Origin of the sequence: Sulfurimonas sp. (genome assembly GCF_047622445.1) — a bacterium.
Lineage (GTDB): Bacteria > Campylobacterota > Campylobacteria > Campylobacterales > Sulfurimonadaceae > Sulfurimonas.
Genome location: NZ_JBLHOE010000076.1, coordinates 1 through 16452 on the forward strand (window position 1 = coordinate 1; position 16452 = coordinate 16452).

General features: G+C 30.4%; 15 protein-coding genes and 2 tRNA genes. 14 read left to right on the forward strand and 3 right to left on the reverse strand.

All coding sequences use genetic code 11. The features are described 5' to 3' along the window. The 3 genes from ACI9TV_RS13915 to thrC all read left to right on the forward strand — a co-directional run. Positions 1 to 478 (forward strand): peptidoglycan DD-metalloendopeptidase family protein (locus tag ACI9TV_RS13915; RefSeq protein WP_415251423.1); only part of this gene is annotated, 478 nt, incomplete at its 5' end. A 58-nt stretch (positions 479 to 536) separates the two neighbouring features. Next, on the forward strand, positions 537 to 914 hold the full coding sequence (locus ACI9TV_RS13920) for a hypothetical protein (RefSeq protein WP_415251424.1): 378 nt from the start codon (positions 537 to 539) through the stop codon (positions 912 to 914). 52 nt (positions 915 to 966) lie between these two features. Then, positions 967 to 2439: a threonine synthase gene (gene thrC / locus ACI9TV_RS13925; protein WP_415251425.1), complete on the forward strand. Its 1473-nt coding sequence runs from the start codon at positions 967 to 969 to the stop codon at positions 2437 to 2439. Positions 2440 to 2441: 2 nt separating this feature from the next. Here the strand turns inward: thrC and ACI9TV_RS13930 are convergent, their stop codons facing one another. Next, the gene (locus tag ACI9TV_RS13930) at positions 2442 to 2747 is read right to left on the reverse strand and encodes a hypothetical protein (RefSeq protein ID WP_415251426.1); all 306 of its coding nucleotides are present in this window, start codon (positions 2745 to 2747) and stop codon (positions 2442 to 2444) included. 15 nt (positions 2748 to 2762) lie between these two features. Continuing rightward, positions 2763 to 3521 (reverse strand): pyrroline-5-carboxylate reductase, encoded by a 759-nt coding sequence (locus ACI9TV_RS13935; RefSeq protein ID WP_415251427.1) that lies wholly within the window; start codon positions 3519 to 3521, stop codon positions 2763 to 2765. Between the two features lie 88 nt (positions 3522 to 3609). On the opposite strand from ACI9TV_RS13935, the gene ACI9TV_RS13940 reads away from it, so the two are divergent. Beyond that, a complete protein-coding gene (locus tag ACI9TV_RS13940; protein WP_415251428.1) occupies positions 3610 to 4842 on the forward strand; it encodes a glutamate-5-semialdehyde dehydrogenase in 1233 nt (410 codons plus the stop codon). Here the strand turns inward: ACI9TV_RS13940 and ACI9TV_RS13945 are convergent. Further along, positions 4835 to 5965 carry a response regulator gene (locus tag ACI9TV_RS13945; RefSeq protein WP_415251429.1) on the reverse strand — a complete coding sequence of 377 codons (1131 nt, stop codon included), beginning with the start codon at positions 5963 to 5965 and terminating at the stop codon, positions 4835 to 4837. The two genes, ACI9TV_RS13940 and ACI9TV_RS13945, sit on opposite strands and share 8 nt — an antisense overlap. Positions 5966 to 6136: 171 nt before the next feature. Between ACI9TV_RS13945 and rsmH the strand changes: the two genes are divergently transcribed. The 10 genes from rsmH to ACI9TV_RS13995 all read left to right on the forward strand — a co-directional run bounded on the left by rsmH (position 6137) and on the right by ACI9TV_RS13995 (position 16246). After that, positions 6137 to 7060: a 16S rRNA (cytosine(1402)-N(4))-methyltransferase RsmH gene (gene rsmH / locus ACI9TV_RS13950; protein ID WP_415251430.1), complete on the forward strand. Its 924-nt coding sequence runs from the start codon at positions 6137 to 6139 to the stop codon at positions 7058 to 7060. Beyond that, positions 7060 to 7338 (forward strand): hypothetical protein, encoded by a 279-nt coding sequence (locus ACI9TV_RS13955; protein WP_415251431.1) that lies wholly within the window; start codon positions 7060 to 7062, stop codon positions 7336 to 7338. The genes rsmH and ACI9TV_RS13955 overlap by 1 nt, the downstream gene beginning before the upstream one ends. A gap of 15 nt (positions 7339 to 7353) precedes the next feature. Then, a complete protein-coding gene (locus tag ACI9TV_RS13960; RefSeq protein ID WP_415251432.1) occupies positions 7354 to 10458 on the forward strand; it encodes an efflux RND transporter permease subunit in 3105 nt (1034 codons plus the stop codon). Positions 10459 to 10469: 11 nt separating this feature from the next. Further along, complete coding sequence (locus tag ACI9TV_RS13965; RefSeq protein ID WP_415251433.1) at positions 10470 to 10907, forward strand: globin; 438 nt, start codon at positions 10470 to 10472, stop codon at positions 10905 to 10907. A 60-nt stretch (positions 10908 to 10967) separates the two neighbouring features. Next, positions 10968 to 11044 (forward strand) — tRNA-Ile (locus tag ACI9TV_RS13970). A 27-nt stretch (positions 11045 to 11071) separates the two neighbouring features. Further along, positions 11072 to 11148 (forward strand) — tRNA-Met (locus ACI9TV_RS13975). Positions 11149 to 11402: 254 nt separating this feature from the next. Continuing rightward, on the forward strand, positions 11403 to 12950 hold the full coding sequence (locus ACI9TV_RS13980) for a sensor histidine kinase (RefSeq protein WP_415251434.1): 1548 nt from the start codon (positions 11403 to 11405) through the stop codon (positions 12948 to 12950). A 27-nt stretch (positions 12951 to 12977) separates the two neighbouring features. Further along, positions 12978 to 13652, forward strand: coding sequence for a response regulator transcription factor (locus tag ACI9TV_RS13985; RefSeq protein WP_415251435.1), 675 nt, complete (start codon positions 12978 to 12980; stop codon positions 13650 to 13652). Between the two features lie 12 nt (positions 13653 to 13664). Next, positions 13665 to 15368, forward strand: a complete 1704-nt coding sequence (locus tag ACI9TV_RS13990; RefSeq protein WP_415251436.1) for a sensor histidine kinase — start codon at positions 13665 to 13667, stop codon at positions 15366 to 15368. Positions 15369 to 15451: 83 nt separating this feature from the next. After that, positions 15452 to 16246 (forward strand): hypothetical protein, encoded by a 795-nt coding sequence (locus tag ACI9TV_RS13995; RefSeq protein WP_415251437.1) that lies wholly within the window; start codon positions 15452 to 15454, stop codon positions 16244 to 16246. Positions 16247 to 16452 lie beyond the last annotated feature (206 nt).

The window sequence follows — 16452 nt, forward strand, 5'->3', positions numbered from 1 at the left end:
GGCATTTGCTAATAAAAAAGAGATTATTGAAGAGGAAAATTTGCCAAATGTAAAAAGACATGCTAGTTCTTATCAAGCTATTAAGACAAAAAAATATAAAGGTCCTAAAACAATTGCTCCTTTAGATTCATATACGATATCTAAAAAATATGGTACATATACTGATCCCATATATGGGATTAAAATATTCAATGAATCAATTTCATTGAAATCTAAAAAGCCAAACGCAAAAGTTAAAACTGTTTTTAATGGTAAAGTTATTTATGCAGATAAAACGGCTGTACTAGATAATATTGTCATTGTAGAACATAAGGGTGGGCTACATACGATATATGCAAATTTATCACAGATTTCACCAAACATTAAAAAGGGTAAGAAAATTAAAAAAGGCTACTCTATTGGACGTGTAAATGAAGAACTTATATTTGAAGTAACGCAAAAATCATATCATATTAATCCAATAAGACTTTTTAAATAACAATAAAAAACTATATAAGCTAAATATTTTTTAAATTATATTTAGCTATAATAGTGCTATGTCTGAATCTAATAACAATCAACACAATAGTATTTATTACAATAAAATGCTTAGGTCAAATGAAAAAAAAAGAAGTAATAATCCTGTAAAAGAAAGAAATTTTAGTTCTAGGAAAATTGATTTTTCAAGATACTTAATCGTACCAAGTGGTTATGAGGGTATCGTATATGCCCTTTACTTTATATTGATTCCTTATGTCGTAGGTATTACTTTTTTATTTTTTTATGTAGCTAAAGCTGCATATACGAATTTTGCACTTTTAGACTTGAGCTCTGTTTTTATTGTTTGGGCAATTGGGTATGAGATAACTGGTGCAATAATTCTTTTCTTTATTTTCCTATCCTTTATAAAACACTTGCAAAACACTAGCCGCTAAAAAAATATCATAAAACTTTGGATATAATTTCATAAAAATTAAAGAGAATTACATGAATTTTATTCAAACACGTGGATGTGAGTCAGGCAAACCTCAGTCAGTTACTTTTTCAGAAGCAATACTTAGCCCAATTGCTTCATTTGGTGGACTATATGTGCCTCAATCACTCCCTAAACTTGGGACTACATTTTTAAACAAACATCTTGACTCTTCATACAAAGAACTCGCTCAAGATTTGTTAGCAAATTTTGAAATAGATATAGAAGATAGCGTAATACAAGAAGCACTTGATCTTTATGATAACTTTGATGATACCACAAATCCAGTGCCGGTTGTAAAGGTAAAAGAGAATCTTTATGTAAGTGAACTTTATCATGGTCCAACACGTGCATTTAAAGATATGGCTTTACAACCTTTTGGAAAAATTTTATCATCAGTTGCACAACAAAGAGAAGAAAATTATCTTATCTTAGCAGCGACAAGTGGAGATACTGGTCCAGCTGCATTAGAGACATTTAAAAATCAAAAAAATATTCAAGTAGTATGTATGTATCCAGCAAATGGAACTTCTGATGTACAAAGACTTCAAATGGTTACAGAAGATGCACCTAATTTAAAGGTTATAGGAATTAGAGGTAATTTTGATGATGCACAAGCAGCTTTGAAAAATCTTCTAGTATCAAAGAGTTTTAAAGAAACTTTAGAGAATAAACACATATCTTTATCTGCTGCTAACTCTGTAAACTTTGGAAGAATAATTTTCCAAATTATTTATCATATTCATAATTATCTAGAATTAGTAAGACAAGGTGCTACACAAATGGGTGAAAAAGTATACTTGAATGTTCCTAGTGGAAATTTTGGTAATGTTCTTGGTGCCTTTTATGCACAGGAAATGGGAGTTCCAGTTGAAAAACTAGTTATCTCATCAAATGAAAACAACATCCTAACACGCTTAATTCAAACTGGTATTTATGATATTCGAGAAAGTGACTTAAAGCTTACTACATCACCTGCTATGGATATACTTAAATCTTCAAATGTTGAAAGAGTTCTTTATAGTCTTTATGGTTCTCAGCGAACAAAAGAATTGATGCAAGATTTGGATGAAAATAATATTTATACATTAACAGATACAGAGCTTCTAAAACTACAAGAGATATTTGTAGCAGATTATTGTAGTGATGCTGAAGGAAAATTATATATTCAAAGCACGTTTAAAAATGAAGGTTATCTTATGGATCCTCATACTGCAACGTGTTTTAAGACATATGAGACAAAATCTAACCCAGTAATTAAAAGTATTATCTACTCAACTGCAGAATGGACAAAGTTCTCGCCAGTTATTGCAAATGCGTTAACAGGTGAAGTAAATGCGCAAGACAGTGTAGCTTTAGAATCAATCGCGAAAGAAGCAAAGGTTGAAATCCCTACTATGATTAAGGGCTTATTTTCAAAGAAAGTAGTGCATGATAGTATTATAGAAAAAGAGGATATAGAAAAAGAAATTTTAAAGTTTTTATAAATTTAATCTGTGATTTTTCTGTGCCCAAGAAGGTTTGAATCAGGGTAACATTCCCTGATATATTTCATAAACTTCATCGCATTATCATGCCCATCCTTACATCCATATATATCAATTTTAAGCTTGTCTTTTTCCACATTATTGAGAATAATCCTTGTTTCTAAAATTATTTGGTGTAAAATCTCTGCTTGTAAATTGGAAAGTATCTGTCCAGTGTGTAAGAGTTTATTATGGTTTTGTTGGTATAAACTAAAGATATTGGTTTCATTTTCATCTACTTTATCAAAAAACACACCTAGTCTAATCATGCTGAAATACCTTTCTTAAAGCTCAGTAGCTTTTTTATATGCATCTTCTATAGCATTGATGCAGGAATTTCTTACATTTCCATTTTCAAGGGCAGCATAACCAGCAGCAGTTGTGCCCCCGGGACTCATCACGCCATCTTTTAGTAAAGCGGGGTGAATTTCTTGGATAAGTGAGCCAAAACCATCAAAAAGACCACGCATAATTGCCATGGCATCATCACGTTTAAGGCCTTGTTTTACGGCACCATCAGTTAAAGCCTCTGCAATTAGTGCAAGATAAGCAGGACCACTTCCAGCAAGAGCTGTTGCAATATTAATCTCTTTTTCACTACTTAGCCATCGTGTTGCGCCTATAGCACCTAAAAGCTTCTCAGCCTCTTCTTTATACTCTATATCGCCAGTTAGGGTAGTCATTGACTTGTTTACACTTGCTGCGAGGTTTGGCATTGTTCTTACAACTGCATGAGGGTTTAGATTTTCTTTTAATTTTTGTACAGAAGTTCCAGCTAAAACAGAATAAATAACTTTTGCTTTACCTTTAATCCTTGTAGCTATTTCTTCAACATTAGCAGGCTTAACACATAGCATAATAGTTTTATCACTCATGTCAAAGTCATCTATCAGTACTTTTTGGATTTTTGTATCGAGTGCCTTTTCAAATAGTTCTATTTTTTCAAGACTTCTTCCAACCACTTCTATCTTATAGATACTTTTTAAACCCTTTGCAATGCTAAGAGCCATATTGCCATTTCCGATAAATGTGATTGTTTTCATAGATATTCCTTAATTTTGTTTAAGCCGCTAAGACGGCTAAAGTTAATTTTATTATGTTAGTATAACATATTGAAATAAAGGTCAAATTATGGAACAATTTTTAGAAGAAGCAAAAAGTGCTAGTAGAATTTTAAATACACTAAGTGGAAAAGAAAAAAATAGAATTTTAAAAGAGATGGCTCAAGCTTTGAGAGAGAATACTTCAGAGTTGTTAGTTGCTAATGCGGTTGATATGGATGATGGGAAGAAAAATGAGCTTACTTCGGCTTTGATGGATAGACTTTTTCTAGATGAAGGACGAGTTGATTCTATGGCAGTTGCAATTGAAGAGATATCTGCATTAAAAGAGCCAGTTGGACGAGTCCTTGATGGTTGGGTAACAGAAGATAACTTAAAAATAGAAAAAGTTAGTATTCCTATTGGAGTTATTGGGATTATTTATGAATCTCGCCCAAATGTTACATCTGATACCGCAGCATTATGTTTTAAAAGCTCAAATGTTTGTGTACTTAAAGGTGGAAAAGAAGCAGAAAATTCAAATAAAGCAATTGCTAATGTTCTTCAAAATGTTTTAGAAAAAAATGACTTACCAAGATCTTTAGTGTCTTTGATTCCAGATAGTTCACGAGAAGGTGTTGCAAAACTTATTAAGATGGATAAGTATGTTGATTTAATTATTCCTCGTGGTGGAGCAGGGCTTATTAAGTATGTAAGTGAAAATGCGACTGTAAGTGTAGTTAAACACGATAAAGGGCAATGCCATACATATATAGATAAAGATGCAAAAATAGACAATGCAATTGCCATTGCTATCAATGCAAAGTGCCAGCGTCCTGGTGTATGTAATGCGATGGAGACACTTTTAGTGGATCGTGCTATTGCTTCTGATGTACTCCCTAAACTAAAAAAAGAGTTTGATGATGCCCAGACAAAGTTAAAAGGATGTTTAGAAACTCAAGCAATTATTGAAGCATCACATGCATATGATGAAGATTATGACACTGAATACTTAGCAAATATTTTAAATATTAAAGTAGTTGATGGAGTTAGCGGTGCGATAGAACATATTTTAAGATTTGGTTCAGGGCATTCAGAAGCTATTATTACCGAAAATATTACCACAACAGAAGAGTTTTTAAATGCTATTGATGCGGCATGTGTATATGTAAATGCATCTACGCGCTTTACCGATGGTGGATCTTTTGGTTTTGGTGCAGAAGTTGGAATAAGTACAAACAAGCTTCATGCTCGGGGACCAATGGGAATAGAAGGTTTAACCACATATAAATTTAAAATTTATGGAACTGGACAGATTAGGTAGTTACTCTACCTATATCTTCTAAAAGTATTTCAAGGTGGACATTAAATTCATCTAAAATACTAAGGTAACTGTTTTCTTCTAAATCCTTTATCGCTTCTTTTAACTCTTGTGCAATCTTTTTTATGTTGTCAGCTCCAATATTTGCTGTTATACCTATGAAGTCCAGCAAGAGTGCGTCAGCACGCTCTGTATCATTGTGTTTGAGTAGCTCTAAAAGTTCATCTGAGGCATTTGTATAGGTTTGTGTAAATTCTGCAAGTATATCTTTGTAGAATACCTCGTCTCCTCCACATACTTCTAAACCTTTGTCTCCATTGAGTTCTTTTGTCATGATTACTTGGGTGATTTCTTTGTTATTTTGAGAATTATTTGAGCGTGTATAAGCATAGAGTACATCATATAAACTATCCATTCTCAAAGGCTTTTCAAGATGTTCTTGCATTCCAGCATCAGTCATTTTCCGTATATCATCAGTAGCTATATCGCCACTGAGTGCTACAATGACAATATGTTCATATTTAGGGTTTGCTCGGATTATTTTTGTTGCTTCAAACCCATCAATCCTTGGCATGTGTACATCCATAATTATCATGTCAAAATCACTGTTTTTCTCTAAAATATCTAAAGCAATGCGACCATCATCTGCCATAGTGACTTCTATACCACTCGTACTAAGTAAGCCATTTATTACTTTTTGGTTAATGAGATTATCTTCAGCAACGAGAAGTTTTACTCCCTTGAAATCTTTAAAATTTTCTTTTAGTATTTTTCCATGAGAAGGTACTTCACCCTTCTTTCTTAAGTCTTTATTAAGTATTTGTAAAGGGGTGTTGGTTTCTTCAAATGGATTCGTTTGAATATTTCCAAAGCTTCCTTCTTCAACGTCTTTAAATTTAAAAGTATCTTCTTGCTCTAAATCAAATGTTTCTTCAAAGGTATTTTTTTCATTTTCTTGCGGGTTTGTATCTTCATATGGATCTTTAATAATTTTAGTTTTTCTAGGGCTTGGGTTTTCAAACTCATTTTCTTTTTCTTGATTGAATTTTTTAATCAAAAAATATATAACAATAAATGTTAATATAACTATAAGAGTAATTATTTCATAAAAGTATTCGCTAATCATTTTGAACCTTACGGGTAATCTTTAATAATGATACACTATTATCAATTTAGTTAATATAAAATGTGTACACATTTAGAAAATGTTAAAAAGAAAAACTCTAGTGATAGAGTTTTAGGCGTTATATGATAAATTTTATGTATAATTCACGTAATAAATTAGAAAAGGTGTCTCGTGCAAAATATTCCTCATACCCCTGTACTTTATAGAGAAGTTTTAGAATCTTTTAAGAATATAGAAGAGGGAATTATAATAGACTGCACAATGGGGTATGGTGGACACTCGTCTATGATACTCGAAGCAAACCCAAATATAAAACTTATTGCCATTGACCAAGACCAAACTGCTATAGATTTTTCAACTGAGCGTTTAGTAAAATTTGGAAAAAGAGTTACGATTAGAAAGGGTCGGTTTTCTCAAATAATTAAAGACATTTTAGGTGAAGTAGATGTCAAAAATATTAAGGGTGTTTTAGCGGATATTGGTGTTTCTTCGTTGCAACTTGATCAAAAAGACAGAGGCTTTTCCTATGAGAGTGAAAATCTTGATATGAGAATGGATAAGGGTTCAAAATTGACTGCGAGTGAAGTTGTAAATGAGTATTCTCAAGGTGAACTTGAGCACATTCTTTTAGAATACGGTGAACTACGAAACTACAAAAAGATAGCATCTGAGATTGTTGAAAATCGTCCATTTTCTTCTGCGAAGAATTTGAGTGATACACTTAAATCTCATATGCCTCATGGTAAGAAAATACACCCAGCAACACTCTTAATGCAGGCTATTCGTATTGAGGTAAATGACGAACTGGGCGAATTGAAATCACTCTTAGAAAGTTTAGAGGAGGCTCGTTTTTCAAATGCTATTGTCTCAATTATATCTTTTCATTCACTTGAAGATAGGATTGTAAAACAAACATTTTCTAAGTGGAAAAAGTCCTGTTTGTGTCCAATAGATGCGATGCGATGTGAATGTGGTAATAATAATTCTTTAGGAAAAATACTTTCTAAAAAACCAATTATGGCACAAGACGATGAGCTAAAAGAGAATGTACGAAGCCGTAGTGCAAAAATGAGAACATTTAAAATGGAAAACTAATGAGTGAGAAGTTGGATCTTTTAGAAGAAGTTGGTGAAGTACTTGATCCAAAAAAGATGCTCAACTTTGTTTTTTTTCTTTATATCCTCCTAGTGCTTATTTTAGTATCTATTTTCGCATTTCCTAAGATATATATTCAACAACAAATTTATTTTAAAAGTAGAGAGATAGCTAAACTAAAATCTGAGTATGATACACTTAAAGAAGAGAACAGACTTATTAGTGCTTCTGTTGAATCGATTAAGTTTAAAAACCAAATTTTAGATACATTATTTTAAAGGTGCAGTACTAGTATGATTCGTCGTTTTTTAGAGTTCGCTATTGATAAACCATTACTCAATCACATCCTTCTTATTTTTATACTCATTCTTTCAATCTTTGCGTATATTAATATTCCAAAAGAGGTTTTTCCTCCTAATCAGATGGATAAAATCAGTATAAGTGGTGGGTATGTTGGAACTTCTGCTGATGTTCTTGATAAAATGGTTGTTAAAACCATTGAAGATGATCTACAAAATATTGATGAGCTTTTAGAAATTAAATCAACGGTAAAGAATGGTTCTTTTTCTATTAATATAGACATTAAGGCTGGCTCAGAGAATATCTCAGTATTAAATGATGTTCAAGATGTCCTTTTAAGTGTTAAAAAAGATTTACCTGCTGATATGAATGATCCTGTTGCAAAGATCAAAGCACATGTCTTTCCTCTTGTTCTTATAGCGCTCTCCGGAGATGTTGATAAGTCACAACTTCTTCTAAAAGCTGAAGAGTTAAAAAGTGAACTTTCTCAATTTAAAGATTTGGCTGAGATCAGTATTCGTGGTGATGCGGAAGATGAGTTAATCATAAATCTTAATGAGCAAAAAGTTATGGCTTATGGATTAAAACCCTCTTTAGTAATCTCTGCACTCAAAAATATAAGCTCTATTTTTCCAATTGGAACCATTAAAGAAAAAGGTTCTCATTTATATATTTCAACATTTAATGGTGAAAAAGATAAAGACTCCATTGAAAGTACTATTATAAATGTTGGAAATACACGAGTAAAAATAGGAGATATCGCAGATGTTTCATTTAAGCTAAGTGATGAGTCTGAAATCTCCCACTATAATGGTAAAAGAAATGTTTCTTTGAACATCACAAAATCTAAAAAAGGAAATGCGATTGCTTTAGTTAAGCAAATTCGTTCCCTCCTTAAAGAAAAAACGAAGAACAACCCACAATTAGAATATAGTATTTATACGGACACATCTATTTGGATTAAAAACCGTCTTAATATTGTTTTTTCAAACATTATTTTTGGTTTGATGCTTGTATTTATTGCAATGTTGATTTTTATTAATCGTGGTATAGCTATGGTTGTTGCTATTGGTATACCAATGAGTTTTATGATTGGACTCATTACAAGTGAATTAATGGGAAATAGTTTAAATATGCTTTCCCTACTTGGTGCCCTTATAGCACTAGGGATGTTAGTGGACGAAGCCATTGTGGTTGCAGAAAATATCTATAGACACTTAGAAGAAGGAATGGAGCGGCGTGAAGCGGCAATAGTAGGTGCTAGTGAAATGTTTCCAGCAGTTTTAACAGCTACCCTTACTACAGTGTTTGCTTTTTTACCGATGCTTCTCTTAACTGGTCAAATGGGGATGTTTATAAAAATAATTCCTATTATGATTACTGTACTTTTATTGTCATCACTTTTTGAAGCTTTTTACTTTTTGCCATTACATTCTTATGAATTCTTAAAAGTATCAAATGACGCAAGCTTTACTAAAAGACTATGGAAGAGTATGAAAAATACGCATGACAAAGTTTTACACTTTGTTTTTTTAAAGCGATGGGTTTCTCTTGTCGTTATAGTTGGAAGTATCCTTATCTCGACGTATGTCATGGCAAAAAACTCAAAGTTCCAGCTTTTTCCTGATTTTGACAATACCCAAGTATATGTGTATGGAAAAGTTAACATTAATAATAAGCTTACAGACACAGAACAAATTGTTACAAACATTGAAAATATATTACTAAAAAATCTTGAGAAGAAAGATATGTCATCAGTTACATCAATTGTTGGTTTTAAACTTGATGCAAAAAGAAAAGCTGAGGTCGGAGATCATTTATTTCATATTTTTATAGATTTACATGAGAGGGCACCAAATAATATATTTGATACATATATAAGTCCAGCACTTTCATTGGACTATAACAAAGATGTTCGAATAAGACAAATAGATGCTAAAGATATAGCCGAAGATATAGAGAAATGGCTTGAACCTCTCAAAGACGAAAAAGATGAAAATGGTATGCTATTTGATGAGTTAGTTGTAACCGTTCCAGGAACAGGGATTGTTGCTCATGATATAGAGATAAGCATAAGCTCAAAAGATGAAGCTCTGGCATTAAAGTCTATCGAAGATCTTAAATCTGAACTTGGAAAAATAGATGGTTTAAAAGATATCGCTGATGATGCTGAAATAGGGGAAAAAGAATTAAAACTAAGAGTAAATGCTTACGGACAAGAACTTGGATTTAATGAAGAGTTAATATCTGCTGAACTACGTTCGTACTATCTTAAGGGCGAATATGGAAAGATGTTTAACGATACAGGACTTGTTCGTATAAAGATAGAGAGTGGAGTGAAAGACTCTATTAATTCTATTGACTCCATCGAGCTTCAAGTTCCATCATCGGGACAATTTGTAGCGCTTAAAGATATCTGTGATTTTATACTCGTTCAAGGGTTTGTAGCAATAAATAAAGAAGATGGGGTTAAAATTCGCTCAGTGTTTGCGTCTATTGAGAAAAAATTGATAACTTCTGGTGAAGTTATGAAAAAATTAAACTCGAAATTAGAAGAGCTAAGAAATACTGGATGCAAAGTAGATATTAAAGGTGAAGAAAAAGAGAACAATAAAAATAAAAAAGAGATGATGGAGTCTGCTGTTATCTCGATATTTTTAATTTTTATAACTTTAGTTTGGCTTTTTGATTCCATAAAAAAACCTTTGATAGTTATAAGTACAATACCTTTAGTTTTCTTTGGCGTTTTACTTGGACATTTTATTATGGGAATTAACCTAACTATGCCGGGGATGATAGGTGCAGTTGGACTAGCTGGAGTTGTTGTTAATGATGGACTGATTATGGTTAGTTTTATCTCAGGTACAAAGAATAAAGAAGATTTAATAGTTCGAGCTAAGCATAGACTTCGTCCTATCCTGTTAACCTCGTTAACAACAGTACTGGGATTATCAACACTAATATTCTTTGCATCAGGTCAGGCACTTATACTACAACCTATGGCTATTTCATTAGGCTTTGGCATAGCATGGGCAACAGTACTTAACTTAGTATATGTACCGCTTCTTTATGCAGTGGCGTATAAAATTAAAAATTAAAAAGGAAATAGATGAATTTAGATATAACACAAGTAATGTTTGGGGTACGAGTACCTGTTACAAAGCCAATCCCTGAGTTTTTAATAGAAATGAGTGAAGAGGGTATTAGAAAATTAGTAAGTGATCATTACGATCAGCTAAAGGTAAGTAAAATTTCTTTTTTATTTCCACTAGATGCACAAGAGTTTGAAGAAGCTAAAAAGCATTCAAGTGATTTTTTTATACAAATTTGTGGAGGACCAGCATACTTTAACCAAAATCGTGGAGCACCACAAATGGTTGGAAGACATGCACCTTTTAGAATTACAGCAGAGGCTAGACAAACATGGTTAGAACTATATAAACCACTTATTTTAGCACTTGAAAAAGATGGAATTACAACAACTTCCCTTCAATCTTTTTGGGATTATTTAGATGTTTTTTCATCTTGGATGATAAATACCAAATAAAGTTGCAAACATCAGAAAAACATAAGCTATAGATGAGTATAATTGCGCCCTACAAAGAGTGGGTCTTTAGCTCAGTTGGTTAGAGCCCTCCGCTCATAACGGAGTGGTCATGTGTTCGAGTCACATAGGACCCACCACTTGTTATGTAGATTTTTTACAAAGATGTCAGGGTAGCTCAGCTGGTTAGAGCACTGGTCTCATAAGCCGGGGGTCGGGGGTTCGAGTCCCCCCTCTGACACCATCTTTTATATTATACACTTTCAAATACACTTCATTCAGAATATATTTATAACAATCACTTTCAATTATACTACTATCTTATTAGATTTGAAAAGGGAAAAATTGCGTTTAAAATATAAAATATTAATCTTACATATATTCATTGTATATTTAACACTGCTATTTATGTTTTTAATATACGATTCTTATAAATTAAACCAAAATCATACATATGAAAACCAGATAAAGCAAATTGTTACAATAAATAAAGAGTTTATGAATAACAATTTAGAGTATGTTAAAAAAGAAGTTGAAAAAATTGAACCTCTTTTTTTAATGATGGAAGATGAGCTTAAACGAATACCTATTGATACTAATACAAACATGATGCATGTAAAAGAAACATTATCAAAAAAATTTGATTTAAGTAAACAGCAACTTGCACTTGAAATTTTTGTATTAAATAAAGATTATAAAATTATTAAAAGTAGTAATCCTTTTGATATTGATTATGATATGTCAATAAATAGGAATGAGAAAAATACTCTTGATATGATTACTTATAAATATGATTTAAAGCAATCTCGAGGAATCTTTTTTGACTCTTTTGATGAAACTATTAAAAAGTATGCTTTTATGAAAATCAAAGATTCCTCATACCTTGGTATAAGTATAGTATTAAAGTCCTCTAAAAAATACAAAGAAGCTTTTAACAATCTAGTACGCTCACTGCATACAAAACTAGATTATCGTTATGTGATTAGAGGTGGAAATAATTTTAACTATGCAATGGACTTGATGATGTCAGAACATAAATTTACATCACGAGCAAAATATTACGAACAGGTTTATGAAACTAAGAATAAATCTTTGAAGGATTTGGCTTTTATTAAAGCAGCAAAAGAAGGGAAAGAACATAGTATTAAAAAAGATAATACTCTTTATACCTATGTACCTTTACTTAAAAAGGACAACAATACTTTAGCTCTTTTTGCAGATATTGTATTAGAAATAGAATCTGATACTTCCTATGAGCAGGTGTTTTTCCAAAAAACCTATAAGCATGTTATCTATTTTATTTTAATGCACATTGCAATGATTATAATGATTTTTTATTTTACAACCTCGTATCATAATTTAGAGAAGAATCTTAAAAAGGCCATTTTAAAAAATCAAGATTTAGTTAAATATAATAAAAACTTTATTGCAAATATGGTACATCAAATCCGAACACCTTTAGCTGTTATTATGAGTAACCTCTCACTTTTAGAGTATTTCAATAATGATAAAAATAAATATTCTCAGCAAATCAATGCTTCTATTACAACCTTATCAAATTCTTATGAAAATTTATCTTATATCAATTCTTATAAGTCATTGCTGTACAAAAATAAAAGAATGAACTTAAGTGATTTTTTGAAAAAAAGAGTTAGTTATTTTGATAGTGCAGCTAGTGCTAATCAGATGAACCTAATTACCAATATAAATGATAATATTTTTTTTACTATTAATGACATTGAGCTAGAACGTATTTTTGATAATACTATAACTAATGCGATAAAATACTCTCATCTTAAAGAAGATATTTACATTACATTAAAAAAAAGTCCCTTAGGTGCAATTATTAGTTTTAATAATCGTGGACAGAAAATAGAAAATGAAAAAATGCTATTTCAAAAAAAACCAAAAGAAAAAAATCAAGAACGCTTACATTTAGGACTTTATGTTGTAAGTTTAATAGCAAAAAAATATAATATAAAGATAGTTTTTAAAAAAGAGAATAATTTTAATATTTTTGAATATCATTTTCAAAATATAGATTGAAAAGATTAAAAGAAAAAGAGGCAATAAATGAGTTTAAATGTAGTAATAATTGAAGATGATATCCAACTAAATTTAGTTCTATCTGAGTATTTTACTTTGAAAGATTTTGAAACAATTTGTATTTATGATGGAATGAATGCCATAGAATTTATTGAATCTTCAACTCCCCATAAAGTTGCGTTATATATTATTGATATTAATCTACCTTCATATAATGGTCTAGATATAGTAAAGTTTATACGAAAAATAGATATTGAAACTCCTATTATTATTATTACTGCATCTTTAGAAATTCAAAATCTCACAGATGCATTTGATTTTGGGTGTAGTGAATATATCAAAAAGCCATTTCATATAAAAGAACTGGAAGTGCGTGTAAATAAACTCTTTAATAATGAGAGTAAAATAATATATTTTTTTGAAGATTTTTATTATGATGAGGAAAATAAGTCTTTTGTATTTAAAGATGAAGTTATTGACTTGCGATTTAAAGAACAACGATTAATAGAAATATTATTACAAAACGCAGATAAGCTTGTTCCTACAGAAATTATTTATGATTATGTTTGGGAAGGGGAAGTGCGTGAAATTTATCCTTTACGACAGCTTTTAACAGATATTAGGAAAAAACTTCCTATGGATATTATTACTACAAAAGTAAAACAAGGATATACCATTAAAACGAAGAAATACAGACAATAGAATGTTCTTATAATGAAAAATAAATATTTTCTTATTTTACTAAATATAATCATTACTTTTGTATCACTTTATTTCACCTATACTCTATTTGAGAGTTACAAGGAAGATCAAAAAAATAAAGTATCTGCATATTTAGATAAACGTATTAAAATAAATAAAAGTTTTATTAAAAATGCATTTATTACAATCCAAAATGAGATTGAATCAAATGAAAAAATATTCCTTCATATACACCAAGAAGCGTTAGGTATATTAAGAAAACGTGGGAAAATCAATATAGAAGTACTTAAGCAAGAACTTCAAAAAAAGTATCTTATGCCAAATATTGATTTTCATCTTTTTTATATTGATAGAAACTACCTTGTAACAGAATCAACTTATTTAAATGATATAGGTTTAGATTTATCATCTATTCCAGATGCGCGACAAGAATTGGATCATACCGAACTTGATAATGCGGTACATCAATCTAACGTAATTTCTATTGATACGATTAATTCAGACGTTAAAAGTTATTCTTATGCAAAAGTTAATGATTCATTTTATTTAGAGCTGGGTTTTATTAATTACAATATAAAAAGTATTCTTAAAGAGACAATGACAAATATTCAAATTATAACAGATCAAAGAAGTCAGCTTTATAGAATTGAACAAATGTTAAATAATACAGAATATTATGATAATGTTCTTGAAAAAAAAACTCACTTATCAAAAGAAGCGTATATAAAATCTCTAAAAAAATTTCATAAAGAAACAGGAACTGACAATAAAATTATACGTTCTAACAGAGAAGAAAGAATATTAAAAAAATATTTAGATGACGCAATTGTATTCTATATTCCACTCATTAAAAAAGACAATGAATATCTTGAGATAAATGGAGATTTTGTGCTAGAACTTTATATCGATATGCATTATGAAAATGAGTTAAATGAAAGAATTACTTTTTACTCTTATATTTTTATTCTTATTCATCTGTTTTTTCTTATAATAATTTATTTTTTTACAAAAAAATATCATATCTCACAACTTGCATTAGAAAAAGAAAAAGAAATTAAAGCATCCGTTTTACAAGAAAATAGAGAATTTATTATTTTAATGACAGCGCATATGCGTACTCCACTCTCTGTTATTATGAATAATTTTTCATTTTTAGAAAGAAAATTATCCCAAAAGTTTGATAACTATCTAACTCAGATTGATTCTGCTATCAATATGTTGAAAAAATCTTATGATGATCTTGAATATTTATCGACGAATAATCATGTCATTTATCAAAGTACAATTGTAAATATAGGTACAGTTATTCAGCAGCGTATTGATTTTTTCTCTTCTATGATTAAAGTGCAACATCGTACGCTTACATATATTTTTGATGAAGAGGTGTATATAAAGATAAATGATATAGAGTTAGAACGTTTAATTGATAATAACCTCTCTAATGCAATCAAACATAGCCAAAAAGATAGCAGGATCCACATTAGACTCTATCAAGTAGGGAATGTCTATTGTTTAAGTTTCGCGTCAAAAGCTAAAGCTATCAAGGAGACAAAAAAAATATTTACAAAAAACTATCAAGAGAATAATGATGCACAGCGTGGTCTTGGTTTAGGTTTATTTATGGTCAAAACAATTTGTAGTAAATATAATATTTTTTATGAAGTATCATATGAAGAAGGAATGAATCTTTTTAAATACTACTTTAAAGCTCAGTAGAAAATATGACATAAATATGACATAAATCATACGTAGTTATGACATCTTCTTCTTATAATTACAAAAATAATTAAGGAAATTATATGAAAAAAATGGTCATAATAACTATAGCTCTGGGAGTCTCAACTCTTAGTGCAGGTATGTTTGATAGCATCGCATCAAACTTAGTAAATGCAACTACAAACAGTGCAGAAAAAAAAGTAGATAATACTCTTAGTGTTCATTCATCACGAGTTGAATTAGGAAAACGAAGAGTTCCCCCATCAAGTTCTGGATCTAAGACTGCAACATCAATCAAACTTGGCACACCTGACTCTAGTTTAATTGAATTAACAGATTGTACAAATTTAAAGCTTACAAATATCATGCTAGGTTATGATGGTACTTATACTTTTAAAAATGGTTTTAAAACAGAAAAACGTACAGGTTTTATAAAAAGAGAAAAAGGGAAAGTATCTCATAGTTGTGTTTTACCATCTTTAAATCCAGGTCAATCTGTATATCTAGAAGTTGATGCTAAAAAATTCAAAGCATTAGGTAATTCTAATGATTGGTCTATGCAATGTATGAAATCTGCTAATCCAGATGCCGGTGCACTTGAAAATGAATACCCAAGAGAAGGCTTTTTAAGTAAAAAAGAGATGATGCTACATTGTGGTAATTCAGAAGGTGTTAAAGAGTGTGCTAAAGGTAGTAATAGTACTCGTGCCGGTGCATGGAAAAAGAAACTAAATAAAGCTGGAAAGAAAATGTTCAGTCTTAAGGCAATAAAAAGCCCACTTGCTGCTAATGGTGGAGAAAAAGTTTATTGTCAATATTATAACTCTGACTCAGGAAAAAGTTTATTCGCATTTGAATATATAAGAACAAAACATTAATATTCTTGTCCTCGTCTAACTCTTAACCACAAGTACATGGAATACTAATCTATGCACTTGTGAAATTTGCATTTACAATCTCATTACCTTTCATGTTTTACTTTCATCTCCTTAAAAAATATATAAAGTTATAGATAAGCTTCAAAGAAATTTTCAATATAAGATACTTATTTTTTAAAAGCATAGGTAAAAAAATTTATAGCTAA